Genomic DNA, 23,866 nt, shown 5'->3' with positions numbered 1-23,866 from the left:
CCGGTCGAGGCGCTCGTCAGTCGTTGTCTCCCACGGACTTCCGTCGGTCGGCCGCGGCGCTCTCGGCCGTCGCCTCACCCTCGCCGCTCGCCGCACGCATGCCCACCCGGCTGTGCGAGGCGCCGTAGACGAAGTAGATGACGAAGCCGATGACCATCCAGACGATGAACCGCAGCCACGTCTCGACCGGCAGGTTGAGCATCAGCCACACGCAGGCCAGGATCGCCAGGACCGGCAGCCACGGCACGCCCGGCGTCTTGAACGACCGCTCGAGGTCGGGCCTGGTGCGGCGCAGGATGATCACGCCGGCCGAGACCACCACGAACGCGAACAGCGTCCCGATGCTGACCATCTCGGACAGCTTCTCCAGGTCCACGAAGGCGGCCAGGGCGGCGATGCACGCGGCCGTGATGATCGTGATCACGTACGGCGTGCCGAACGTCGGGTGCACCTTGGCCAGCTTGCGCGGCAGCAGCCCGTCGCGGGACATCGCGAACAGCACGCGGCTCTGGCCGAGCATCAGGACCAGGATCACGGTGGTGATGCCGCAGACCGCCCCCAGCGAGATGAGCTTGGAGGCCCACGTGACGCCGTTGAGCTTGAACGCCTCGGCGAGTGGTGCCGCCGAGTCCAGCTGGTCGTACTTGACCATGCCGGTGATCACCAGGCTGACGAGCACGTACAGCACGGTGCAGATGACCAGCGAGCCGATGATGCCGCGCGGCATGTCGCGCTTGGGGTTCCGCGTCTCCTCGGCAGCCGTCGCGACGATGTCGAAGCCGATGTACGCGAAGAAGACCACGGACGCCGCCGCGACCACACCGAAGATGCCGAAGGACGTCGGCTCCAGCCCGAACAGCGCCTGGATCAACGGCTGGGTGAGCCCGCTGACCTCCTCGGACTTCGGCTTCGACGGGGGGATGAACGGGTGGTAGTTCGCGGTCTTGATGTAGAAGGCGCCGACCACGATGACCAGCAGCACCACCGCGATCTTGATGACCACCAGCACGCCGGTGACCCGCCCGGACAGCTTGGTCCCGACGACCGCCACGACCGCCAGCACGGCGACGATGAAGATCGCGCCGAAGTCGGGGATGGCGTCGTCGCCGGCCAGCCAGGTCGGCAGGTCGAACAGGTTCTGCAGGTACGCGGACCAACCACGGGCCACCACGGCCGCGCCCAGACCGAGCTCCAGCACCAGGTCCCAGCCGATGATCCAGGCGACCAGCTCACCGAGCGTCGCGTAGGAGAACGTGTAGGCGCTTCCGGCTACCGGGACCGTCGACGCGAACTCGGCGTAGCACATGGCCGCGAGGCCACAGGCGATCGCGGCGAGGATGAACGAGATGACCACGGCCGGGCCGGCGTTCAACGCGGCCTGCTTGCCGGTCAGCACGAAGATGCCCGTGCCGATGATCACGCCGACGCCGAAGACCGTCAGGTCCCAGGCGGACAGGCTCTTCTTGAGCTTGTGCTCCGGCTCGTCCGTCTCCTTGATCGACTGCTCGACGGACTTGGTGCGCGTCAGCTTCATGTCGCCTCCTGATCGGCGCGAGCGCGGCGCCGTCCTGACGCCCGCCTGAGAACGTAGACCCGACATAGCGGGCGCGCACCCCGTGATCAGCGCGGCGGCGTCTGGCCGCGGCTGGCTAGGCCGTCCGCCGGACCCGGATGATGCGGCGGCGCAGCCAGACCGTGCGCGCGCCGCCCTGGAGCAGGCGCACCCGCGCAAGCTCCCACCGCCCGTACTCGGCGTGCTCCACCAGCAGGGCCTTCGCCTCGGCGCGGGTGACGCGGGCCGGCACGCGGATCACCCGGTACTCGTACTCGATCATCGTTGACCATTCTGCACGCGAGTGGCCCTGACGCCAGAACGGCACGCATAGTTGGTGTCCCTGGACGCCGTCGGGGGACTACGGTCGTTCCATGACCACTGACCCGCGCGCGGCCCTGAATGCACTGGTGGCTGCCCTGGAGCGCCACCTCGAGGCCGCCGCGGGACGACGGGGCGAGAACGACCCGGTCGTCGTCGGCGCCTACCGCGCGGTCGCGGAGGCCTTCGAGGAGTACGACGACGCCCTGCTCGACGCGTTCGACGAGGTGACCCCGCTCGAGGTGTACCGCGGGGACGAGGACGACGACGACGAGTTCGACGAGCCGGACGACGTCGAGGGCGGCGGCAGCTACACCGGGATGGACGACGAGGACTACGACGACCTCGACGACACGGAGCCCGCGCGCTCCACCTGATCGCGCTGGGCCTGATCGCGCTGGGCCTGATCGCCCTAGGCCGAGACCTCGTCCAGCGCGTCCCGGATCTGCCGGGGTAGGACGACGTCCTCGCTCGTCAGGGTCCCGCGCAGCTGCGCCGCCGTCCGGGCGCCGACCACCGGTGCGACGACCCCCGGCTGATCCCGGACCCAGGCGAGCGCGATCTCCGCGGGGGAGCAGCCGAGCCCGTCGGCCGCCGTGACGACGGCGTCGACGATGCGCCGGGCCCGGTCGTCCAGGTAGCGCTCGACGAACGAGGCGAAGTGCGGTGAGGCGGCGCGCGAGTCCGCCGGCGTGCCCGTGCGGTACTTGCCGGTCAGCACGCCCCGGCCCAGCGGGGACCAGGCCATCAGGCCCAAACCCAGGGCGGCGGCCGAGGGCACGACCTCGTCCTCGACGGCGCGGGCCAGCAGCGAGTACTCGACCTGGTTGGTCACCAGGGCCCCCGCGCCGCGCAGCTGGGCCAGGGTGGCGGCGCGGGCGCCCTGCCAGCCGGCGTAGTTGGACACCCCGACGTAGCGGGCCCGACCGCTGGACACCGCGAGCTCCAGAGCGGACAACGTCTCCTCGAGCGGCACCTCGTCGCTCCACGTGTGCGCCAGCCACAGGTCGACGTGGTCGGTGCCGAGCCGGGTCAACGAGCCGTCCAGCGCGGACAGCATGGCCCGGCGCGAGGTATCCACGACCCGCTCACCCGAGCGACGAGAGATGCCCGCCTTCGTGCAGATCACGACGTCCTCGCGCGCGGCGAGGTCCGGCAGCAGTGCGCCCAGCACCTCCTCGGCGGCCCCGTCGCCGTACCCGGCGGCGGTGTCCACGAAGGTCCCGCCGGCCTCCAGGAAAGCCGCCAGCTGGTCCCGCGACTCGTGCTCGTCGGTGTCCCGACCCCAGGTCATCGTGCCGAGGGCCAGCCGGGAGACCTTCAGCCCCGACGTCCCGACGTACCGCTGCTCCATGGGCGCACACGCTACCGGCGGTGTGGGCCAGGCCACGTGCGGCGCTCGCCGGATCAGCGAGTCGTCCCGTTATCGTCTCCGGCATGGCTGAGCCCGCAACCGAACCCCGTCCCCGGACGTCGACCCCGCCCACCCCCGGCCGGATGCGCCTCGGGCTCAACCTCGGCTACTGGGGGCTGGGCAACGACGCCGACAACCTCGCGCTGGCCCGCGAAGCCGATGCGCTCGGCTACGACGTGGCCTGGGTCGCCGAGGCGTACGGTTCGGACGCCGCCACCGTCCTGACCTGGGTCGCCGCCCAGACCGAGCGGATCGACGTCGGCAGCGCGGTGTTCCAGATCCCCGCCCGCACCCCGGCGATGACCGCGATGACCGCCGCGACGCTGGACACGCTGAGCGGCGGGCGGTTCCGGCTGGGGCTCGGCGTCTCCGGCCCGCAGGTCTCCGAGGGCTGGCACGGCGTCCGCTTCGACAAACCGCTCGGCCGGACCCGCGAGTACGCCGAGATCGTCCGCCAGGCCCTGCGACGCGAGACGCTGCGCTACGACGGGGAGCACTTCACGCTCCCGCTGCCGGACGGCCCGGGCAAGGCCATCAAGCTGACGGTGCACCCGGTGCGGGCGCAGATCCCGCTCTACCTGGCGGCGGTCGGCCCGAAGAACCTCGAGCTGACCGGTGAGATCGCGGACGGCTGGCTGGGCATCTTCTTCAGCCCCGAGCAGGCCGAGGTCTCGATGGGGCCCCTGCGCGCCGGTCGCGAGCGCGGCGGCCGGGCGACGGGCGAGGACGTCATGACCGGCTTCGACGTGGTGCCGACGGTCCCCGTGGTCTTCGGCGACGACGTGGCGGCCTGCGCGGCACCCGTTCGTGGCTACACGGCCCTGTACCTGGGCGGGATGGGCAGCCGGGACAAGAACTTCTACAACCAGCTCGCCGTGCGGATGGGCTACGAGGAGGCGGCCGCGACGGTGCAGGACCTCTTTTTGGAACGCAAGCACCGGGAGGCTGCGGAGGCCGTGCCGCACGAGCTGATCGACAGCACCGCACTCATCGGCCCGCCGGAGCGGGTGCGCGACCGGCTCGCCGCGTACGCGGAGGCGGGCGTCACCACGCTGACCGTGTCGGCCTTCGACGCGACCCTCGACCAGCGTCTGCACACGATCCGCACGATGGCGGAGGTCCTGGACGCCTCCGGTCTGGGAGCCTGACGTCCGTGAGTGACCTGACCTACGCCCAGTCGGTGCTGCTCGGAGTCGTCGAGGGGCTCAGCGAGTTCCTGCCGATCTCCAGCACCGGCCACCTGACGATCACGGAGGGGCTGCTCGGACTGGACGTCGACTCGACGGCGATCACGTCGTTCACGGCGGTGATCCAGCTCGGTGCCATCGCGGCCACGCTGCTCTACTTCGCCCGCGACATCATCCGTCTGGTCCTCGCCTGGGCCCGTGGGCTGCGGGACCAGGCGCGTCGCGAGGACCCGGACTACAAGCTCGCCTGGTACGTGATCGCCGGCTCGCTGCCGATCGCGGTCGTCGGCCTCGCCGCGCGCGACCTCATCACCGGCCCGCTGCGCAACCTGTGGGTCGTGGTGGCCGCCCTGATCGGGTGGAGCGTCGTCATGTGGTGGGCGGAGGCCAAGGCCACCCAGAGCCGCGGCGAGCAGGACCTGCGGATGCGCGATGCGCTCTTCATCGGGCTCATGCAGTGCGTGGCCCTGATCCCTGGCGTGTCCCGGTCCGGCGCCACCATCTCGGCCGGCCTGTTCCGCGGCCTGGACCGGGTGACCGCCACCCGGCTCTCGTTCTTCCTGGCTATCCCGGCCCTGACCGCAGCGGGCCTGTTCGAGCTGAAGGACGTCGACACCGCGGTGGTCGGGTGGGGTCAGATCCTGGTGGGCACGGTGACCGCGTTCGTGGTCGCCCTCGCGTCGATCGCCTGGCTGCTGCGGTTCGTCGCCAAGCACCCGATCACGGTCTTCATCTGGTACCGCGTGGCCCTGGCCCTCGCGACAGCCGTCCTGCTCGTGACCGGCGTCCTGACCGCGACCTAGGGTGGGCGCGTGAGCGACCCCGGCTACGACGTCCGCGCCGGCGTCCCGTCGTCCGAGACGTTCCGCGACCTGCGGGTGGCGTGCGGCCTCAGCCCCAAGTCAGCCGAGGCGGCGGCGCTCGGGCTGCCGAACACCTGGCACGGGGTCGTCGTCGAGCGCGACGGGCTGACGGTGGGCATGGGCCGGGTCATCGGCGACGGCGGCTGCCACTTCCAGGTCGTCGACATCTGCGTGCTGCCCGAGCACCAGGGACGCGGCCTCGGCAAGCGCATCATGCGCGAGCTCACGGACGAGCTGACGCGACGAGCTCCGGCGACCGCGTACGTCTCGCTCGTCGCGGACGGTGACGCGCGGCACCTGTACGCGCAGTTCGGCTTCGTCGAGACGGCGCCGGTGTCGGTGGCCATGGCCCGCCGGTTCTGAGCCCGGCGGGACCGGCGGGCCTAGAGCCAGCCGGACTTCTTGAACTGCCGGTAGAGCACGGCGGACACGAGCACCATCAGCCCCAGCGCCATCGGGTAGCCGAGCGTCCAGTGCAGCTCGGGCATGTGCCGGAAGTTCATGCCGTAGATCCCGGCGATGAGCGTCGCGGCGACGCCGATGGCCGCCCAGGCCGAGATCCGTCGCATGTCGTCGTTCTGCTGCACCGAGACCCGGGTCAGGTGCGCGGACAGGATGTCCGACAGCAACCGGTCGTAGGACTCGATGTGGTCGCTGACCCGCAGCAGGTGGTCGGCGACGTCCCGGAAGAAGGGGCGCGCCTCCTCGGGGACGTTCGGTGTCTCCTGCGCGTGCAGCCGGAGCATGGCGTCCTTCAGCGGGACCACCGCCCGCCGCACCTCGAGCACCTCGCGCTTGAGCAGGTAGATGCGCCGGGCGTCCTCCCCGCCGCGACGGCGAGCGGGCACGCCCTGCGGCTTGCCCTCCCCGAGCGCCGCCTCCTCGACCTCCACGTTGCCGGCGAAGACGCTCTCCTCCATCTGCTCCAGGTCCTTGGCGATCTCCTGGTCGATGGCGCCGTACTGGTCGACGACGTCGTCCATCACGGCGTGCAGCACGGCAGCCGGACCGTAGGTCAGGTGCTCCGAGTTCGCTTCCAGCCGGCGGCGCACCTCGCTGAGCGGGCTGGCCTCGCCGCGCCGGACGGTCACGACGAAGTGCTTGCCGACGAAGAGCATCACCTCGCCGGTCTCGACCTGGGAGGTCTCCTCGAAGTACCGCAACGGCTTGAGCACCACGAAGAGCGAGCCGTCGTAGACCTCCATCTTGGTCCGCTGGTTGCCCTTCACCGCGTCCTCGACGGCCAGCGGGTGCAGTCCGAGCTCGTCCTTGACGAGGTCGAACTCGTCGTCCGTGGGGTCCTTCAGCCCGATCCAGAGGAACCCGTCGGGGACGTCGGCGAGCCGGCTCAGCTCGTCGGAGAGGTCCGCGCACGGCTGACGCTTGCCGTCGCGGTAGACGGCCTGGTCCACGATCACGCCGTCATCCTGCCCCGTACAGTGAGCGCGTGCCCACGGTCCTGCTGATCCGACACGGCCGGACGGCCGCCAACGCTTCCGGCGTCCTGGCCGGTTGGACCCCCGGGGTCGACCTGGACGACCGTGGTCGCGAGCAGGCCGCGACCCTCGCGCAGCGACTGGCGGTGGTGCCGATCGCGGCGGTCGTCGCCAGCCCCCTGGATCGGTGCCAGCAGACCGCGGCTGCCATCACCGCCGTCGCGGGGCCGCAGGGCGCCGCCCGGCCGGAGGTGGTCACGGATGCCCGCATCGGCGAGTGCCGGTACGGCGACTGGACCGGCCGCGAGCTCAAGGCGCTGGTCAAGGAGCCGCTGTGGAAGGTCGTGCAGCAGCACCCGAGCGCCGCGGTCTTCCCCGGACCGGAGGGGGAGTCCATGCGGGCCATGCAGGCGCGCGCGCTCGAAGCCGTGCGGGAGTGGGACGCCCGGATCGCCGCGGAGCACGGCGACGACGCGGTGTGGGTGGCCGTCTCGCACGGCGACGTGATCAAGGCCGTGCTGAACGACGCGCTGGGGGCGCACCTGGACGAGTTCCAGCGCATCGTGGTCTCGCCCTGCTCGGTCTCGGTCGTGCACTACACGCCGACCCGCCCCTTCGTGACCAGCACGAACGACGTCGGGGGTGACCTGTCGGGCCTGGTCCCGCCACCGCCCAAGCGGCGTTCGCGGTCCGGCACGAGGAAGGCCGCGACGGCGTCCAGCAGCGACGCCGCGGTGGGCGGCGGCGCGTGAGCGCGGCCGCGTCGTAGGGTCGTCCCCATGCCCGTCATCGACTACGACGACCCCGAGCGCTTCGTCGCCGGCACGGTCGGCGAACCCGGTCAGCGCACGTTCTTCCTGCAGGCCACGTCCGGCCACCGCGTCACCAGCGTCTCGTTGGAGAAGCAGCAGGTCGCGGTGCTCGCCGAGCGGGTCGACGAGCTGCTGGACGAGGTCGTGCGCCGGACCGGCGGGCAGGCCCCGGTGCCCGCGATGACCCCCGTCGGCCTGGCCGACAGCGCCCCGCTGAGCACCCCCGTCGAGGAGGACTTCCGGGTCGGCACCATGAGCCTGACCTGGGACGCAGACGCCGAGCGGGTCGTGATCGAGTGCCTCGAGGTGGGCGAGGACGTCGGTGAGGACGGTGAGCTCGAGCCGTCACCCGAGGCGATGGTCATGCGGGTCAGCCTGACGGGAGCGGCCGCCCGTGCCTTCGCCAAGCGGGCCGTCGCGGTCGTTGAGGCCGGTCGCCCGCCCTGCCCGTTCTGCGGCAACCCGTTGGACCCCGAAGGTCACATCTGCCCGCGGGCCAACGGCCACCGACGGTGAGCTCGACGGGGGGCCGTCAGGACGCGTTGACCCTGCTCCAGTCCGGCGAGATCACGGTCGAGGGCCGGATGACCGCCGCCTCCAACGCCACGCTCTACGCGGCGATCGAGCTGGACGGGGTCGCCGCGCACTGCATCTACAAGCCGGTCGCGGGGGAGCGGCCGCTGCGTGACTTCCCCCGCGACACGCTGGGGCGGCGGGAGGTGGCCGCCTACCTGGTCTCGGAGGCGACCGGCTGGGAGGTGGTACCGCCCACGGTGTGGCGGGACGGACCGTTCGGCCCGGGCAGCGTGCAGCTCTGGATCGACACGGACGAGGAGACCGAGATGGTGGACGTCGTCCCGCTCGGTGGGGTGCCGGACGGCTGGCTGCCGGTGCTCAACGCCCAGGACGGTGAGGGCAGCGACGTCGTCCTCGTGCACCGCGACGACCCCGCCCTGGCCCGGATGGCCGTGTTCGACGCTGTCATCGACAACGCGGACCGCAAGGGCGGCCACGTGCTGGTCGCCGAGGACCGCCACCTGTGGGGGTGCGACCACGGGCTCAGCTTCAACGTCGACGACAAGCTGCGCAGCGTGCTGTGGGGGTGGCAGGGTGCAGCGCTGCCGGCGGACTGCGTGGACGTCGTGGCCCGGGTGGCCGACCAGCTGGGCGTCGACGGTCCACTGGCGACGGCCCTGCAGGAGCTGCTGACCCCGCGGGAGGTCGCCCGCACCCGGTCGCGGGCGGCGGCACTGGTCCGGTCCGGCCGGTTCCCACGACCTGACGCGTACGGACCGGTCATCCCGTGGCCGCCGTTCTGACCGTCGTCCCTGCTGGTTAGGCTTCGCGCGTGACGTCCTGGCCCGCCCCCTCGGTTCCCGCCGTTCCCGGGCCACCGGTCCCGCTGCGCATCCACGACACCTCGTCCGGTGAGCTGCGCCCGACCAGCCCCGGGCCGACCGCGACCCTCTACGTGTGCGGCATAACGCCGTACGACGCGACGCACCTGGGGCACGCCGCGACCTACGTGACGTTCGACGTGGTCCAGCGGGTCTGGCGGGACAACGGTCACGCCGTGCACTACGTGCAGAACGTCACCGACGTCGACGACCCGCTTCTCGAGCGCGCCGAGCGGGACGGCGTGGACTGGCGCGACCTGGCCCGGCAGGAGATCGCGCTCTTCCACGAGGACATGACGGCGCTGGCCGTGCTACCGCCGGACGACTACGTCAGCGTGGTCGACTCGGTGGGCGAGATCGCCACCGACGTGCGCGCGCTGGTCGCCGCGGGCGCAGCGTACGGCGTCGACGTCCCGGACGGCGAGGCCGCCGAGGGCGCGCTGCAGGACGTGTACTACGACGTCGCCAGCCAGCCGCGCTTCGGCGCGGTGTCGAGCTGGACGCGCGAGCAGATGCTCGAGGTGTACGCCGAGCGCGGCGGGGACCCGGACCGGCCCGGCAAGAAGGACGCCCTCGACGCCCTGCTGTGGCGGGCCGCCCGCCCGGGCGAGCCCTCCTGGGACGGCGGCAGCCTGGGCCCAGGTCGACCGGGCTGGCACGTCGAGTGCTCGACGATCGCGGTGCGTCGCCTCGGCATGTCCTTCGACCTGCAGGGCGGCGGTACCGACCTGGTCTTCCCGCACCACGAGATGAGTGCCGCGCACGCCGCGTCGCTGACCGGTGAATGGCCGTTCGCGCGCAGCTACGTGCACCAGGCGATGGTCGGCCTGGACGGGCACAAGATGAGCAAGTCCCGGGGCAACCTCGTCCTGGTGTCGGCGCTGCGGCGGGCCGGGGTGGACCCGATGGCGATCCGGCTGGCCCTGCTGGACCACCACTACCGCACGGACTGGTTCTACACCGACGCGGTGCTGGCGAACGCGCAGCAGCGGCTGGACCGGTGGCGGGCGGCCCTGTCACGCGACGGTGGACCGGACGCGAGCCAGACCCTGCAGCACGTGCGGGAGTGCCTCAGCGACGATCTGCGCACCCCGGACGCCCTGGCCGCCGTCGACCGCTGGGCCGACCAGCAGCTCAACCGCGGTGGTGACGAGATCGGCGCCCCCGGCGTCCTGGCGCGCGCGCTGGACGCCGTGCTGGGCGTCCGCCTCTGACGTTTCAGCAAGGCGGGTCAGGCCCAGGTCAGCGCTTGGGCGGGTCGTCGTCCCGGCGTCGCAGGTAGCGCTCGAACTCCAGCGCGATCGCCTCGCCCGACGCCTCGGGCAGCTCGGAGGTGTCCTTGGCCTCCTCCAGCGCCCGCACGTACTCGCCGACCTCGCTGTCGCCCTCGGCGAGCTCGTCCACCCCGTGCTCCCACGCATAGGCCTGGTCGGGCAGGTCGTCGAGGTCGATCGTGACGTCCAGCAGCTCCTCGATCCGGCGCAGCAGCGCGAGCGTCGCCTTGGGCGAGGGCCCGGCACCGGCGTAGTGCGGCACGGCGGCCCACAGGGACAGCGCCGGCACCTCGGCCTGTGCCGCGGCGTCGCTGAGCACTCCCACGATTCCCGTCGGTCCCTCGTACTGGGAGCGCTCCACGCCGTCCCGGTGCAGCATCAGGTCGTGGTCGCTGGTCCCGGTGATCGGGATCGGCCGGGTGTGCGGGACGTCCGCCAGCAGCGCCCCCACGGTGACCAGCGCCTGCACACCGAGCCGGTCGGCCGCCTCGAGCAGCTCGACCACGTAGGAGCGCCAGCGCATCGACGGCTCGATGCCGTCGACCAGGACGACGTCCCGGCCCAGGGCCGGGACGTGGGCCGCGAGCAGCCGCGTGGTGGGCCAGGTGATCCGGCGCTGCCCGTCGGGTTCGCGCGAGACGCTCGGGCGGTTCACCTGGAAGTCGTAGTACTCCTCCGGGTCCAGCGCGGCGAACGGCACGGCCCCCCAGATCCGCGACAGGTGCTCCAGGGCAGAGGTGGCGGCCTCGCCGGCGTCGTTCCACCCCTCGAAGGCGGCGATCATCACCGGGTCGGTCAGCTCGGGCCAGTCCGCGAGCTCGATCACCCAGGCCTCCCCACGACGTCGACACGTGCCGGCACCCTGCGCACCAGTCCCTTCAGCCTAGTTCCTGCGACCCGCCGGAACGGTCACCATGCGGGCAGCCGTCGGCGGTGTCCGCCGCTCGGCCTAGACTTCTGCTGCTCCACCCGCCCGCACGCCCCCGGCACGAAGGTCCCTCATGAGCAGCCGCTCCGACCTGTTCCGCTCCCTGCTGCACGAACGCGTTCTCGTGGCAGACGGTGCCATGGGCACCATGCTGCAGGCCGCGGACCCGACCATGGAGGACTTCCAGGGTCACGAGGGCTGCAACGAGGTCCTCAACGTCACGCGCCAGGACGTCGTCCGCTCGGTGCACGACGCCTACTTCGGGGTCGGTGTCGACGCGGTCGAGACGAACACGTTCGGGGCGAACTACGCCGCCCTGGGCGAGTACGACATCAGCGACCGGATCGTCGAGCTCGCACTGTCCGGCACGCAGATCGCCCGGGCGGCGGCCGACGCGTGGACGACGCCGGACCAGCAGCGCTTCGTGATCGGCTCGGTCGGGCCGGGCACCAAGCTGCCCTCGCTCGGGCACGCCCCCTACGCGGTGCTGCGCGACGGCTACCAGCTGCAGGGGGCCGGGATGATCGAGGGCGGCGCCGACGCGCTGCTGGTCGAGACCGCCCAGGACCTGCTGCAGGCCAAGGCCGCAGTGGTCGGTCTCAAGCGCGCGCTCCGGGACGCCGGCGAGGACCTGCCGGTGCTCGTCCAGGTCACCGTCGAGACGACTGGCACGATGCTGCTCGGCAGCGAGATCGGTGCCGCGCTCACCGCGCTCGAGGCGCTGGGTGTCGACTCCATCGGACTCAACTGCGCCACCGGCCCCGCCGAGATGAGCGAGCACCTTCGGCACCTGTCCAAGCACGCTCGCGTCGCGGTCACCGCGATGCCGAACGCCGGCCTGCCCCAGCTGTCCCGGGACGGTGCGTACTACCCGCTCACGCCGGACCAGCTCGCTGCTGCGCACGCGCAGTTCGTCGAGGAGTTCGGCCTGTCCCTCGTCGGCGGCTGCTGCGGGACGACCCCCGAGCACCTGCGGCTCGTGGTCGAGGCCGTGCGTGGCCGAGCCGTTGTGGCGCGCCGCCCACGACCCGAGCCCGGCGTCGCCAGCCTCTACGCGCCGGTGTCGTTCCGGCAGGACACGGCGTACCTGTCGATCGGCGAGCGGACGAACGCGAACGGCTCGAAGGCGTTCCGCGAGGCCATGCTGGAGCAGAAGTGGGACGAGTGCCTGGAGATCGCGCGCGCGCAGACGCGGGACGGCGCCCACCTGCTGGACGTCTGCGTCGACTACGTCGGTCGTGATGGCGCGCAGGACATGAAGGCGCTGCTGAGCCGGCTCGCGACCAGCTCGACCCTGCCGATCATGCTGGACTCGACCGAGCCCGCCGTCATCGAGGCGGGGCTCGAGCTTCTCGGCGGCCGCGCCGTGGTCAACTCCGTCAACTACGAGGACGGCGACGGGCCCGAGAGCCGCTTCGCCCGGGTCATGCCGGTCATCCGCGAGCACGGCGCCGCCGTGGTGGTGATGTGCATCGACGAGGAGGGCCAGGCCCGGACCGCCGAGCGCAAGGTGGCGATCGCCGCCCGCACGATCGACGCCCTGGTGGCCGAGTGGGGCATGCAGGTCAGCGACATCATGGTCGACGCGCTGACCTTCCCCATCGCCACCGGCCAGGAGGAGACCCGCCGGGACGGCGTCGAGACCATCACCGCGATCGCGGAGATCAAGCGCCGCTACCCGGACGTGCAGACCACCCTCGGCCTGTCGAACATCTCGTTCGGGCTCAACCCGGCCGCCCGCGTCGTGCTGAACTCCGTGTTCCTGCACGAGTGCCTCAAGGCCGGCCTGGACTCGGCCATCGTGCACGCGGCGAAGATCCTGCCGATGACCAAGATCGAGGACGAGCAGCGCCGGGTCGCACTCGACATGGTCTATGACCGGCGCAAGTGGGTGAACGACGACCCGACCAGCGGCGAGCTCGAGTACGACCCGCTGCAGCGCTACCTCGAGCTCTTCGAGGGCGTCGACGCGGCCTCGGTCAAGGCCGGTCGCGCCGAGGAGCTCGCCGCCCTGCCGCTCGCGGAGCGGCTGGCACGCCGGATCGTGGACGGCGAGCGCAAGGGCCTCGAGGACGACCTCGCCGCGGCCCTCGACTCCGGGCAGTCGGCGCTGGACATCATCAACGAGAACCTGCTGGACGGCATGCGCGTCGTCGGCGAGCTCTTCGGCCGCGGTGAGATGCAGCTGCCCTTCGTGCTGCAGTCCGCCGAGGTGATGAAGACCGCGGTGGCGTACCTGGAGCCGTACATCGAGGGCAACGAGGACGGGTCGGCGCGCGAGAGCAAGGCCACCATCGTGCTCGCCACCGTCAAGGGCGACGTCCACGACATCGGCAAGAACCTCGTGGACATCATCCTGTCCAACAACGGGTACGACGTCGTCAACATCGGCATCAAGCAGCCGGTCGGCGAGATCCTGCGCGCCGCCGAGGAGCACCGCGCGGACGCTATCGGCATGAGCGGCCTGCTGGTCAAGTCCACCGTGGTGATGAAGGAGAACCTCCAGGAGATCAACTCCCGCGGCATCGCGGCGAACATGCCGGTTCTGCTCGGTGGCGCGGCACTGACCCGGGCGTACGTCGAGGACGACCTCGCCGAGGTCTACGAGGGTCAGGTCCGCTACGCGCGGGACGCCTTCGAGGGGCTGCGCCTGATGGACGCCATCGCCAGGGCGAAGGCCGACCCGAACACGTCGGTGGCCGAGACGCTGCCGGCGCTGCGCAAGCGCCGGGTGCGGCAGGTCGCCCAGGTCGAGGACCCCGACGCCGGTCCGGACACCCGGCGCTCGGACGTCGCGCTGGACGTCGAGGTGCCCAAGCCGCCGTTCTGGGGGACTCGGGTGGTCAAGGGCATCGCCCTGGCCGACTACGCGTCGTACCTGGACGAGCGGGCGACGTTCCTCGGGCAGTGGGGACTCAAGAGCGCCCGCGGGGACGGCCCGTCCTACGACGAGCTGGTCGAGTCCGAGGGCCGGCCGAGGCTGCGCCTGTGGATGGACCGGATCCACACCGAGGGTCTGATGGAGGCCGCCGTCGTCTACGGCTACTTCCCCTGCGTCAGCGAGGGCAACGACCTGGTGATCCTGCACCACGAGGGGCCGCAGGCGGGGGAGGAGCGGGTCCGCTGGACCTTCCCGCGCCAGCGCCGGGACCGGCGGCTGTGCCTGGCCGACTTCTTCCGGCCGCGCGAGTCGGGCGACACCGACGTGATCGCCCTGCAGCTGGTGACGATGGGCAGCACCGTGTCCGCCCGGGCCAACGACCTGTACGCCGCGAACGCCTACCGGGACTACCTCGAGCTGCACGGGCTGTCCGTCCAGCTGACCGAGGCGCTGGCGGAGATGTGGCACGCCCGGATCCGTGAGGACCTCGGCCTGGCCCAGCAGGACAGCGGCGACCTGGACGAGATCCTGCGACAGGGCTACCGCGGGTCGCGCTACTCCTTCGGCTACCCGGCCTGCCCCGAGCTGGAGGACCGTCGCTCGCTGGTCGAGCTGCTCGACCCGTCCCGCATCGGCGTGGAGCTGTCGGAGGAGCTGCAGCTGCACCCGGAGCAGTCCACCGACGCCATCGTCGTGCACCACCCGGAGGCGAAGTACTTCAATGCCACCTGAGTCCGCGCTCCCCGCGGCGGTGCTGTGGGACATGGACGGCACGCTGGTCGACACCGAGCCGTACTGGATCGCGGAGGAGCACGACCTCGTCGAGCAGCACGGTGGCACCTGGACGGCCGAGCACGCCAAGGCGTTGGTCGGGAACGACCTGCGGGTGTCGGCGCGCTACATCCAGGAGCACGGAGACGTCCCGCTGGGCGAGGACGAGATCGTCGACGTGCTGCTCGGTGGCGTGGTGCGTCGGCTGGGCGCCCACGTGCCGTGGCGGCCGGGCGCGCTCGACCTGCTGGCGGCCCTGGCGGACCGCGGCATCCCGTGCGCCCTCGTGACGATGTCCTGGACGGCCCTGGCCGACACCTTCCTGGCCTCGGCGCCGGCGGACACGTTCGCCGTCGTCGTGACGGGTGACCGGGTCGAGCGCGGCAAGCCGCACCCCGACCCCTACCTGCGCGCAGCCGAGCTGCTCGGGGTGCCCGCCGGCCGGTGCGTCGCGATCGAGGACTCCGTGACCGGCGTGACGTCCGCGGAGGCGGCCGGGGTCCCGACCCTGGCGGTCCCGCACGTCGTGCCCGTGCCGGCGGCCCCGGGGCGATCCCGGGCGCACTCGCTCGCCGAGATCACCGTGGCCGACCTCGGTCGGATCGCGGCGGGGGAGACGATCGACCTGCTGCCCTGACCCGAGGGCCAGGACAGCAGGTCGGGCAGTCGCGCAGCCCGGATCACGCGGACCGCGCGGCGCGGACCGCTACTCCGCCGTGACGGCGCGGATGACGTCCAGCTTGGACGCCCGCCACGCCGGCCACAGCGCGGCGACCAGACCGACGAGCCCGGCCAGCACGAAGGTCAGCAGCACCTGGACGTAGGGCACGGCGAGCACGTCGAGGCCCTGGTCGGCGAGCACCCGCTGGAGCAGGATGCCGAGGGTCAGCCCGAGCGCCGTCCCCAGGACCGCTCCGAACAGGGCGGTCAGCACCGCTTCGTTGCCGATCGTCCGGCGCAGCTGCCGTCGGGTCATCCCGACCGCCCGCAGGAGGCCGATCTCGCGCGTCCGCTCGAAGACGGACAGCGCGAGGGTGTTGATGATGCCCAGCGCCGCGATGATCACGGACAGCCCGAGCAGCCCGTACAGCAGGCCGAGCAGCTGGTTGACCTGGGAACGGCTGGCCGCCTTGAACTCGTCGCGGTCCTGCACGGAGATCACCAGCTGTGGCTTGACGAGCGCGGTCAGCTCACTGCGCACCTGCTCCAGGTCCGCTCCCGGTGCCGTCTTCACGAACGCCGCGAAGGACACCTGCTGCGCCGCGGGCACCGACTTCTCGTACAGCTCGCGCGGGACGAGCACCGGCGTGCCGATCGCCTGCGAGTCGGTGTAGATCGCCCCGACGGTCAGGTCCTGGTCGGTGCTCACCCCGACGGTCGCCTTGACCTGGTCGCCGACCTGGAGGTCGTGGTCGGTGGCGAACGAGTGCGAGATCGCCATCTTCCCCTGGTCCAGCGAGGTGATGTCCCCCGACTCGATCGCCAGGTCGACGGTGGCCGCGAGGCCCGCGCCGGACACGCCCGCTCCGGTGACCGTCGCGTCGCCGACCTTGACCGGCACCAGGCCCTGGTCGACGACCGCCTCGACGCCGTCCAGCTGGCTGGCCTGGTCGGCGACCGAGTTCGGGAACGGCGAGTTCCCGCCGCTCAGCACGAAGTCCGCCTTCACCTGGTCGTCGACCAGCTTGTCGATCGACGCGTTGGTGGTCGCGGCGATCACGGCGAACGCCGAGACCAGCGCCAGCCCGATCATCAGCGAGATCGCCGTCGTGGCGGTGCGGCGCGGGTTGCGCAGGGTGTTGTCGAGCGCGATCTTGCCGACCGTGCGAGAGAGCTTCGCCCCGGGTGCGCCGAGCACGGTGAGGACCGGCCGGGAGAGCAGCGGGGCCGCCACGACCATCCCGATGAACGTCAGGAACGCACCGATGCCGAGGACCTTCGCGGCATCGCCGCCCTCGAGGGCCGTGACGCCGTAGACCATCACGGCCACGCCGATCACCAGGCCGACGCCGCCCAGGAGGCCGCGACGGCGCAGGCTCTTCTCCGGCAGGGCCACGTCGTCGCGCATCGCGGCGACCGGTGCGATGCGGCCCGCGCGTAGGGCGGGTAGGATCGCGCTCACCAAGGTGACGCCGACACCGATGGCCAGGCTCCACACGACCGTGCTGGTCTGCACCGGCAGGCCGCTGTCGATCTTGAGCCCGAACGAGCCGACGAGCAGCTGCAGCCCCTTCGCGAGCCCGATGCCGGCCAGCAGGCCGAGCGCGCCCCCGACGAGACCGATGACCACGGCCTCGCCGAGCACCACCCGGATGACCTGGCCGCGAGCGGCGCCGACAGCCCGCAGCAGGGCGAGCTCACGGGTCCGCTGCGCGACCAGCATCGAGAACGTGTTGAAGATGATGAAGAGCCCGACCAGCAGGCTGATACCCGCGAACACCGTGAGGAACGTGGTCAGGAAGCCGAGGCCCTGGGCGAACGACGTCTTGGTCTCCTCGGTGTAGGCGGCACCCGTGATGGCCTGCTGGCCCGACGGCAGGGTGGCGGCGATCCGGTCGCGCAGCTCCTGCTGGGTGACGCCGTCGTCCGCCCGCACGCTGATCGACTGCACCATGCCGTCCGGGGCGAACCACTCACGCGCGGCCGGCTCGTAGACGGTCACGATGGTCTGCCCTGCCTGACCGCCGGCGAACTGCTGCTCCCCGACGATGGTCACCGGCAGCGCCGAGCCGGCCACGACCAGCTTGGTCTGGCTCCCGACGCCCAACCCGGACTTCTCCAGGGTCTTCGACTCCACCACGATCTCGTTCTTGTTCTCCGGTGCGCGGCCCTTGACCAGCTTCAGGGCGACCCCGTCCTCGTGGTAGGCAAAGCCAAAGCTCGGCGCGCCACCGTTGCGGACCGCCGTGCCGTCCTTGCCGACCAGCACGGCCGTTCCCGCCAGGTCGGGGTGGGCCGAGGCCACGCCGTCGACCTTGGCGATCTGGTCCGCCTCGGTGAGCGGGACGGGCTGGCGCAGGTCCTCCTGGTCGGCGACGCCCTGGTTCACCTCGACGCCCCGGACCAGCACGTCGGTGCCCAGCGTGGAGCCCTCCGAGATGCTGTCGAACGTCGCCTTCAGGCTGTCGCTGAGCACGAACGTCCCGGCCACGAAGGCGACGCCGAGCATCACCGACAGCGTGGTCAGGAGGAAGCGCAGGAGGTGCCCCCGCACCCCCTGGAGGGTGACTCGCAGCATCAGGACCGCCGCCCCACGGCGTCGAAGCCCTTCATCCGGTCCAGGACCGCGTCGGCGGTCGGCTCGTGCATCTCGTCGACGATCGTGCCGTCCGCCAGGAACAGGGCCCGGTCGGCGTAGCCAGCGGACACCGGGTCGTGCGTGACGATCACGATCGACTGACCGAAGTCGTCGACCGAGCGGCGCAGGAAGCCGAGGATCTCGGCGCTGGCCCGCGAGTCGAGGTTCCCGGTCGGCTCGTCGGCGAAGATGATGGCCGGCTTCGAGGCCAGCGCCCGCGCACAGGCCACCCGCTGCTGCTGACCGCCGGACAGCTCGTTCGGCTTGTGGTGCAGGCGATCGCGCAGTCCCACGGTGTCGATCACGGTGTCGAACCACTCCTGGTCGACCTTCGTGCCCGCGATGTCCATGGGGAGCGTGATGTTCTCCCGCGCGCTCAGCGTCGGCACCAGGTTGAAGGACTGGAAGACGAAGCCGATCCGGTCCCGGCGCAGCTTCGTCAGCGCCTTGTCCTTCAGGCCGGCCACCTCGACGCCGTCGATGACGACGCTGCCCTCCGTCGGGGTGTCCAGCGCCGCCATGCAGTGCATGAGCGTCGACTTGCCGGACCCCGAGGGCCCGAGGATGGCGGTGAACCGCTCCCGCCCGAAGTCGACGTCCACCCCGTCCAAGGCGTGCACCTCCGCCTCCCCCCGCCCGTAGATCTTCTTCAGCCCGCGGGCACTGGCCACCGCGTCCGTGGTCGTGCTTCCCTCTACCGAACTCACGCTCTTCACCCCTAGTCGTCACTACCCAGTCGGTCGCCGGGCAGGGCACCCATCCTCCGGCACCACCCCCCCTGCAGGCGAGGGGGTATCACCCTGGCTCGACCCTGGGGGGAACCCTGAGCGTCCGCGCGGAGGGGCACCGGACTACTCCGCCTCTGCGGCGTCCTGACCCGTGTACGCGGGATCCAGCGCCCGCTCGAACGCGTGGTCAGGCAGCGGCGGCGGCGTCCCGCCCCACGCGGGGCAGATCGCCTGGTGGTCGCACCACTCGCACAACCGGCCCCTGTTCGGGCGCCAGTCACCCGCGGCCGCCGCCCGCTCGATCGCTGCCCACAGCGCCCGCACCTTACGCTCGGTGGCCAGTAGGTCCGATTCGTCGGGCTCGTACCGCAGGATCTGGCTGTCCCCGAGGTAGACCAGCTGCAGCAAGCGAGGGACCACGCCACGCGTGCGCCACAGCACCAGGGCGTAGAAGCGCATCTGGAACAGGGCCTTGGCCTCGAACAGCTCGGACGGTGACCGCCCGGTCTTGTAGTCGACCACCCGCATCGCACCGTCCCCGGCGACATCGAGCCGGTCCACGTACCCGCGCAGCACCAAGCCGTCGTCCAGCGTGGTCTCGACGTACAGCTCGCGCTCGGCCGGCTCCAGCCGGGTGGGGTCCTCCAGCGCGAACCAGCGCTCCACGAGCTCGTCGGCCGAGCGGAGCCACTCCGCCAGCGCCTCGCCCTCGTCGTCGGGGAACATCGTGCCGAGCTCGGGAGTGGCCTCGAGCAGCGACTGCCACTGCGGCTGGAGCAGCGCGCGCGCCGACTCGAGGGTCCGCTCCACCGCGGGCAGGTCGAACAGCCGCTCGAGCACGGAGTGCACGACGGTGCCGCGGACGGCGGCCGGCGACGGCGCCTCCGCGAGCCGGTCGACCACCCGGAACCGGTAGCGCAGCGGGCAGTGCATGAAGTCCGCGGCACGACTGGGCGACAGCGCGGCCCGCAGCACGCGCGGCGCCTCGACGGCGATCGGACCAGCGACGTCACCCATGGCAGGAACTGTAGGACGAGCCACTGACAGCGGGCGCTTGCGGCGGGCGTGCGCGACCTGCCAGCCGCCGCACCTACCATCAGCACGTGAACCAGCGCCCCGGGATACCGATCGCCAAGGTCGCCGGCATCCCGGTGTACCTGGCGCCGTCCTGGTTCGTCATCGCGCTGCTGGTCGTCGTCGTGTTCGCCCCCCAGGTCGAGGTGTCGGCGAACCTGCTGCCGCCGCAGACCTACCTGGTGGCCGCCGCCTACTCCGTGATCCTGCTGGTCTCCGTGCTCGTGCACGAGTTCGCGCACGCCCTGACCGCCCGTGCCGTCGGGCTCCCGGTGCAGGAGATCGTCGCCGACCTGTGGGGCGGGCACACCGCCTTCACCGAGCAGGCGCCCGACCCCGGCCGCGGGGCGCTCGTCGCGGTCGTGGGCCCCGTCAGCAACGCTGTCCTGGCGGCCCTCGGCTGGCTGGCGCTGCCCGCGGCCGACGGCGACGTCGTCCGACTGCTGCTGGTCGCCGGGATCTACGCGAACGCCTTCGTGGCCGTCTTCAACCTGCTGCCCGGACTGCCGTTGGACGGCGGCCGGTTGGTCGAGTCGGCGGTCTGGGGGGCGACCGGCAAGCGCTGGGCCGGCGTCCTGGTCGCCGGCTGGTGCGGCCGGGTCGTCGCCGTCCTCGTGGTCGTGTGGTTCGTCGTCCGACCCCTGGTGCAGGGCGGTCGGCCGACGACGTTCGGCCTGGTCTGGTCGGTCATGGTCGCGGTGCTGCTGTGGCGCGGCGCCTCGGGCGCGGTGGCGGCCGGCCGGGTGTTCCGGGCAGCCGACCGGCTCGACCTCGGCCACTACCTCGAGCCCGCCGCGGCGCTGCCCCAGTCGACGACGGCCTGGCCCAGCCAGACCGGTCACACCGTCGCGGTGGACGAGCTGGGTCACCCGGTGGGCCTGCTGCGCGCGCAGGACGCCCGCCAGCTCGCCGCGGCACCGCAGCCGCCGGGCCCGAACACCCCGCTGTCCGCGGTGATGACCGTGCTCCCCTCGGCGGTCGTCGTCCCGGCCGACCTCGACGGCGACGGCGTCGTGCAGGCGCTGAGCACACAAGGAGCGCACCTGTTCATCGCTGTCGACGAGACCGGTCGGGTCGTCGGCATCGCCGACTCGCGCCAGCTGGCGCAGGCCCTGACCGGACGCCCGTAGACTCGCCCGCCATGACCACCGCCACCGGCGCCAGCCGACGCCGAGGTCCGTTCGCCGTCGGCGACCGGGTGCAGCTCACCGACCCCAAGGGTCGCCTGCACACCATCACCCTGCTGCCTGGGCGCCAGTTCCACACGCACGCCGGCTGGTTCGCCCACGAGGCCCTGATCGGTGAGCCCGAGGGCAGCGTCGTGACCAACACCTCCGGTGTCCAGTACCTCGCCCTGCGGCCGCTGCTCTCGGACTACGTGCTGTCCATGCCCCGCGGGGCGGCGGTGGTCTATCCCAAGGACGCCGGGCAGGTCGTGGCCATGGCCGACATCTTCCCCGGCGCGACCGTGGTCGAGGCGGGCGTCGGCTCCGGGGCGCTGACCATGTCGCTGCTGCGCGCGGTCGGTGACACCGGCCACCTGCTCAGCATCGAGCGGCGCCCGGACTTCGCGGACATCGCCCGGGGCAACGTCGAGGAGTTCTTCGGCGCCCCGCACCCGGCCTGGCGGCTCGAGGTCGGCAACTTCCAGGACGACCTGCCACGGCTCGTCGAGCCCGGCAGCGTCGACCGCATCGTGCTCGACATGCTCGCCCCGTGGGAGTGCCTGGACGCTGCGGCCGAGGCGCTCGCCCCCGGTGGCGTCCTGGTCGCCTACGTCGCCACCGTGACGCAGTTGTCCCGCGTGACCGAGACGGCCCGGGACCACGGGTGCTTCACCGAGCCGGCGGCGTGGGAGTCGCTGGTGCGGGGTTGGCACCTCGAGGGGCTCGCGGTCCGGCCCCAGCACCGGATGGTGGGTCACACCGGCTTCCTCGTGACGACCCGCCGCCTGGCCGACGGCGTGACGCCGCCCGAGCGGCGCCGGCGTCCCGCGAAGGGCACCTCGGACGACGAGTGGACGGCCGAGGACCTGGGCGAGCGACCGATCTCCGACAAGAAGGTTCGTCGCGTGCGACGTGACATCGGCGTTTCAGGGACGGTCGAGGAGTCAACCTCGGGTTAGGGTCGAGTCGTGGGTCCCTATGGGGGAGGTGCGACATGACGGAACACGACTCCGGCGGACGCTCGCCGGCAGACCTGCAGCGGCAGGTTCGCGCGCTCGAGGACGAGATCGCCGTCCTGCGCCGACGGGTGGCCACGTCACCGGACCGGGTGCACGCGCTCGAGGCGCGGCTCTCGCAGCTGCAGTCGAGCCTGGAGAACACGTCGGCGCAGAACGAGCGGCTGGTCCGCACGTTGAAGGAGGCGCGCGACCAGATCGTCACGCTCAAGGCCGAGGTCGACCGGCTGGCCCAACCGCCGTCCGGTTTCGGCACGATCGTCGAGGTCGGCCCGGAGGGCACGGTCGACGTCCTCACCGGGGGGCGCAAGATGCGCGTGGCCGTGAGCCCGACCGTGCAGGAGGAGGACCTCGTCCCCGGCCGCGAGGTGCTGCTGAACGAGGCGTTGAACGTCGTCCAGGCCCGGGGCTTCGAGCGGGTCGGCGAGGTCGTGCAGCTGAAGGAGATCCTCGGCGAGGACCGCGTGCTCGTCGTCGGCCATGCCGACGAGGAGCGGGTCGCCCGGGTCGCGGACGCGCTGCGCGAGCACAAGATGCGGATCGGTGACGGGCTGCTGATCGACTCGCGGGCCGGCTTCGTCTACGAGCGGATCCCCAAGGCTGAGGTCGAGGAGCTCATCCTCGAAGAGGTCCCCGACATCGCGTACGAGGACATCGGTGGGCTGGGCAACCAGATCGACCAGATCCGGGACGCCGTCGAGCTGCCGTACCTGCACCCCGAGCTGTTCCGTGAGCACCACCTGCGGCCGCCGAAGGGCGTTCTGCTCTACGGTCCGCCCGGCTGCGGCAAGACGCTGATCGCCAAGGCCGTCGCGTCCTCCCTGGCGCGCAAGGTGGCCGAGCTGAGTGGCCAGCCGCTCGGGAAGTCCTACTTCCTGAACATCAAGGGCCCCGAGCTGCTGAACAAGTACGTCGGCGAGACGGAGCGGCACATCCGGCTGATCTTCCAGCGGGCTCGCGAGAAGGCCTCGGACGGGACGCCCGTGGTGGTGTTCTTCGACGAGATGGACTCGCTGTTCCGCACCCGCGGTTCGGGCGTCAGCTCGGACGTCGAGACCACCATCGTCCCGCAGCTGCTGTCGGAGATCGACGGCGTGGAGCGGCTCGAGAACGTGATCGTCATCGGCGCGTCCAACCGCGAGGACATGATCGACCCGGCGATCCTGCGCCCGGGACGCCTGGACGTGAAGATCAAGATCGAACGTCCGGACGCCGAGGCCTCGCGCGACATCTTCACCAAGTACCTGACGTCGGACCTGCCGCTGCACGAGCAGGACGTCGCGGAGAACGGTGGGTCTCGTCAGGCCACGGTCGAGGCGATGATCCAGCGGACGGTCGAGCGGATGTACTCCGAGATCGACGAGAACCGCTTCCTCGAGGTCACGTACGCCAACGGCGACAAGGAGATCCTCTACTTCAAGGACTTCAACTCCGGAGCCATGGTGCAGAACATCGTGGACCGGGCCAAGAAGTCTGCGATCAAGGACTTCCTCACCACGCAGCAGCGTGGCATCCGGGTGGAGCACCTGCTGGATGCGTGCGTGGACGAGTTCAAGGAGAACGAGGACCTGCCCAACACGACGAACCCGGATGACTGGGCTCGCATCTCCGGCAAGAAGGGCGAGCGGATCGTGTACATCCGTACCCTGATCACCGGCAAGCAGGGCACCGAGCCCGGACGGGCCATCGACACCGTCGCCAACACGGGCCAGTACCTCTGATCGTGACGTGACGAGGGCCCCACCTGG

Annotated in this window: 21 protein-coding genes; 13 read left to right on the top strand and 8 right to left on the bottom strand. The window is 71.6% G+C overall.

The features are described from left to right. Positions 1 to 16: 16 nt before the first annotated feature. Together ABEB17_RS11845 and ABEB17_RS11840 are read right to left on the bottom strand one after the other, a co-directional pair. Positions 17 to 1,534, bottom strand: a complete 1,518-nt coding sequence (locus ABEB17_RS11845) for an amino acid permease (RefSeq protein WP_345716899.1) — start codon at positions 1,532 to 1,534, stop codon at positions 17 to 19. Between the two features lie 115 nt (positions 1,535 to 1,649). Next, positions 1,650 to 1,835 carry a DUF5703 family protein gene (locus ABEB17_RS11840; RefSeq protein WP_345716898.1) on the bottom strand — a complete coding sequence of 62 codons (186 nt, stop codon included), beginning with the start codon at positions 1,833 to 1,835 and terminating at the stop codon, positions 1,650 to 1,652. 91 nt (positions 1,836 to 1,926) lie between these two features. Here ABEB17_RS11840 and ABEB17_RS11835 point away from each other — a divergent pair, with 91 nt between their 5' ends. Beyond that, positions 1,927 to 2,250, top strand: a complete 324-nt coding sequence (locus tag ABEB17_RS11835; protein ID WP_345716897.1) for a hypothetical protein — start codon at positions 1,927 to 1,929, stop codon at positions 2,248 to 2,250. 35 nt (positions 2,251 to 2,285) lie between these two features. On the opposite strand, the gene ABEB17_RS11830 is transcribed toward ABEB17_RS11835, so the two are convergent. After that, on the bottom strand, positions 2,286 to 3,227 hold the full coding sequence (locus ABEB17_RS11830) for an aldo/keto reductase (RefSeq protein WP_345716896.1): 942 nt from the start codon (positions 3,225 to 3,227) through the stop codon (positions 2,286 to 2,288). A gap of 143 nt (positions 3,228 to 3,370) precedes the next feature. On the opposite strand from ABEB17_RS11830, the gene ABEB17_RS11825 reads away from it, so the two are divergent. The 3 genes from ABEB17_RS11825 to ABEB17_RS11815 are packed head-to-tail and all read left to right on the top strand — an operon-like array spanning position 3,371 to position 5,700. After that, on the top strand, positions 3,371 to 4,435 hold the full coding sequence (locus ABEB17_RS11825; RefSeq protein ID WP_345717338.1) for an LLM class F420-dependent oxidoreductase: 1,065 nt from the start codon (positions 3,371 to 3,373) through the stop codon (positions 4,433 to 4,435). A 5-nt stretch (positions 4,436 to 4,440) separates the two neighbouring features. Next, on the top strand, positions 4,441 to 5,277 hold the full coding sequence (locus ABEB17_RS11820) for an undecaprenyl-diphosphate phosphatase (protein WP_378226945.1): 837 nt from the start codon (positions 4,441 to 4,443) through the stop codon (positions 5,275 to 5,277). A gap of 9 nt (positions 5,278 to 5,286) precedes the next feature. Continuing rightward, positions 5,287 to 5,700, top strand: a complete 414-nt coding sequence (locus tag ABEB17_RS11815; RefSeq protein ID WP_345716895.1) for a GNAT family N-acetyltransferase — start codon at positions 5,287 to 5,289, stop codon at positions 5,698 to 5,700. 20 nt (positions 5,701 to 5,720) lie between these two features. Here ABEB17_RS11815 and ABEB17_RS11810 read toward each other — a convergent pair whose 3' ends face one another. Beyond that, positions 5,721 to 6,755: a magnesium and cobalt transport protein CorA gene (locus ABEB17_RS11810; protein ID WP_345716894.1), complete on the bottom strand. Its 1,035-nt coding sequence runs from the start codon at positions 6,753 to 6,755 to the stop codon at positions 5,721 to 5,723. 29 nt (positions 6,756 to 6,784) lie between these two features. On the opposite strand from ABEB17_RS11810, the gene ABEB17_RS11805 reads away from it, so the two are divergent. The 4 genes from ABEB17_RS11805 to mshC are packed head-to-tail and all read left to right on the top strand — an operon-like array spanning position 6,785 to position 10,196. Further along, positions 6,785 to 7,525: an MSMEG_4193 family putative phosphomutase gene (locus tag ABEB17_RS11805; protein WP_345716893.1), complete on the top strand. Its 741-nt coding sequence runs from the start codon at positions 6,785 to 6,787 to the stop codon at positions 7,523 to 7,525. A 27-nt stretch (positions 7,526 to 7,552) separates the two neighbouring features. Further along, positions 7,553 to 8,101 (top strand): DUF3090 domain-containing protein, encoded by a 549-nt coding sequence (locus tag ABEB17_RS11800; RefSeq protein ID WP_345716892.1) that lies wholly within the window; start codon positions 7,553 to 7,555, stop codon positions 8,099 to 8,101. Further along, positions 8,098 to 8,904: an SCO1664 family protein gene (locus ABEB17_RS11795; protein ID WP_345716891.1), complete on the top strand. Its 807-nt coding sequence runs from the start codon at positions 8,098 to 8,100 to the stop codon at positions 8,902 to 8,904. Before ABEB17_RS11800 ends, ABEB17_RS11795 begins: the two co-directional genes overlap by 4 nt. Before the next feature lie 29 nt (positions 8,905 to 8,933). Further along, positions 8,934 to 10,196, top strand: a complete 1,263-nt coding sequence (gene mshC, locus ABEB17_RS11790) for a cysteine--1-D-myo-inosityl 2-amino-2-deoxy-alpha-D-glucopyranoside ligase (RefSeq protein WP_345716890.1) — start codon at positions 8,934 to 8,936, stop codon at positions 10,194 to 10,196. Positions 10,197 to 10,224: 28 nt separating this feature from the next. Here mshC and ABEB17_RS11785 read toward each other — a convergent pair whose 3' ends face one another. Continuing rightward, a complete protein-coding gene (locus tag ABEB17_RS11785; RefSeq protein WP_345716889.1) occupies positions 10,225 to 11,082 on the bottom strand; it encodes a PAC2 family protein in 858 nt (285 codons plus the stop codon). A gap of 175 nt (positions 11,083 to 11,257) precedes the next feature. On the opposite strand from ABEB17_RS11785, the gene metH reads away from it, so the two are divergent. Together metH and ABEB17_RS11775 are read left to right on the top strand one after the other, a co-directional pair. After that, positions 11,258 to 14,797 (top strand): methionine synthase, encoded by a 3,540-nt coding sequence (metH, locus tag ABEB17_RS11780; protein ID WP_345716888.1) that lies wholly within the window; start codon positions 11,258 to 11,260, stop codon positions 14,795 to 14,797. Continuing rightward, positions 14,787 to 15,473: an HAD family hydrolase gene (locus ABEB17_RS11775; protein ID WP_345716887.1), complete on the top strand. Its 687-nt coding sequence runs from the start codon at positions 14,787 to 14,789 to the stop codon at positions 15,471 to 15,473. The genes metH and ABEB17_RS11775 overlap by 11 nt, the downstream gene beginning before the upstream one ends. Positions 15,474 to 15,542: 69 nt before the next feature. Here ABEB17_RS11775 and ABEB17_RS11770 read toward each other — a convergent pair whose 3' ends face one another. From ABEB17_RS11770 to ABEB17_RS11760, 3 genes are all read right to left on the bottom strand, one after another. Further along, positions 15,543 to 18,050, bottom strand: coding sequence for an ABC transporter permease (locus ABEB17_RS11770; protein WP_345716886.1), 2,508 nt, complete (start codon positions 18,048 to 18,050; stop codon positions 15,543 to 15,545). Between the two features lie 23 nt (positions 18,051 to 18,073). Next, a complete protein-coding gene (locus ABEB17_RS11765) occupies positions 18,074 to 18,841 on the bottom strand; it encodes an ABC transporter ATP-binding protein (RefSeq protein WP_345716885.1) in 768 nt (255 codons plus the stop codon). A 144-nt stretch (positions 18,842 to 18,985) separates the two neighbouring features. Beyond that, positions 18,986 to 19,879 (bottom strand): RecB family exonuclease, encoded by an 894-nt coding sequence (locus tag ABEB17_RS11760; RefSeq protein WP_345716884.1) that lies wholly within the window; start codon positions 19,877 to 19,879, stop codon positions 18,986 to 18,988. An 86-nt stretch (positions 19,880 to 19,965) separates the two neighbouring features. Here ABEB17_RS11760 and ABEB17_RS11755 point away from each other — a divergent pair, with 86 nt between their 5' ends. Genes ABEB17_RS11755 through arc form a run of 3 tightly spaced genes read left to right on the top strand, consistent with a single transcriptional unit; the run spans position 19,966 to position 23,839 of the window. Then, positions 19,966 to 21,066, top strand: coding sequence for a site-2 protease family protein (locus tag ABEB17_RS11755; protein ID WP_345716883.1), 1,101 nt, complete (start codon positions 19,966 to 19,968; stop codon positions 21,064 to 21,066). An 11-nt stretch (positions 21,067 to 21,077) separates the two neighbouring features. Further along, positions 21,078 to 22,061 (top strand): tRNA (adenine-N1)-methyltransferase, encoded by a 984-nt coding sequence (locus ABEB17_RS11750; RefSeq protein ID WP_345716882.1) that lies wholly within the window; start codon positions 21,078 to 21,080, stop codon positions 22,059 to 22,061. A gap of 35 nt (positions 22,062 to 22,096) precedes the next feature. Next, entirely contained in the window at positions 22,097 to 23,839 is a 1,743-nt protein-coding gene (gene arc, locus ABEB17_RS11745; RefSeq protein ID WP_345716881.1) for a proteasome ATPase, read from the top strand. Positions 23,840 to 23,866: the final 27 nt, after the last annotated feature.

It is taken from the genome of Angustibacter luteus (genome assembly GCF_039541115.1).
Lineage (GTDB): Bacteria > Actinomycetota > Actinomycetes > Actinomycetales > Angustibacteraceae > Angustibacter > Angustibacter luteus.
The sequence above is the reverse complement of the archived record's forward strand: the minus strand, read 5'-3'. Positions and strand labels throughout refer to the sequence as shown.

What these genes read in the sequence shown, in the direction of transcription:
- ABEB17_RS11845 (WP_345716899.1), bottom strand. Translation starts at nt 1,534, where the DNA reads ATGAAGCTGACGCGCACCAAGTCCGTCGAGCAGTCGATCAAGGAGACG.
- ABEB17_RS11840 (WP_345716898.1), bottom strand. Translation starts at nt 1,835, where the DNA reads ATGATCGAGTACGAGTACCGGGTGATCCGCGTGCCGGCCCGCGTCACC.
- ABEB17_RS11835 (WP_345716897.1), top strand. Translation starts at nt 1,927, where the DNA reads ATGACCACTGACCCGCGCGCGGCCCTGAATGCACTGGTGGCTGCCCTG.
- ABEB17_RS11830 (WP_345716896.1), bottom strand. Translation starts at nt 3,227, where the DNA reads ATGGAGCAGCGGTACGTCGGGACGTCGGGGCTGAAGGTCTCCCGGCTG.
- ABEB17_RS11825 (WP_345717338.1), top strand. Translation starts at nt 3,371, where the DNA reads ATGCGCCTCGGGCTCAACCTCGGCTACTGGGGGCTGGGCAACGACGCC.
- ABEB17_RS11800 (WP_345716892.1), top strand. Translation starts at nt 7,553, where the DNA reads ATGCCCGTCATCGACTACGACGACCCCGAGCGCTTCGTCGCCGGCACG.
- metH (WP_345716888.1), top strand. Translation starts at nt 11,258, where the DNA reads ATGAGCAGCCGCTCCGACCTGTTCCGCTCCCTGCTGCACGAACGCGTT.
- ABEB17_RS11775 (WP_345716887.1), top strand. Translation starts at nt 14,787, where the DNA reads ATGCCACCTGAGTCCGCGCTCCCCGCGGCGGTGCTGTGGGACATGGAC.
- ABEB17_RS11760 (WP_345716884.1), bottom strand. Translation starts at nt 19,879, where the DNA reads ATGGGTGACGTCGCTGGTCCGATCGCCGTCGAGGCGCCGCGCGTGCTG.
- ABEB17_RS11750 (WP_345716882.1), top strand. Translation starts at nt 21,078, where the DNA reads ATGACCACCGCCACCGGCGCCAGCCGACGCCGAGGTCCGTTCGCCGTC.
- arc (WP_345716881.1), top strand. Translation starts at nt 22,097, where the DNA reads ATGACGGAACACGACTCCGGCGGACGCTCGCCGGCAGACCTGCAGCGG.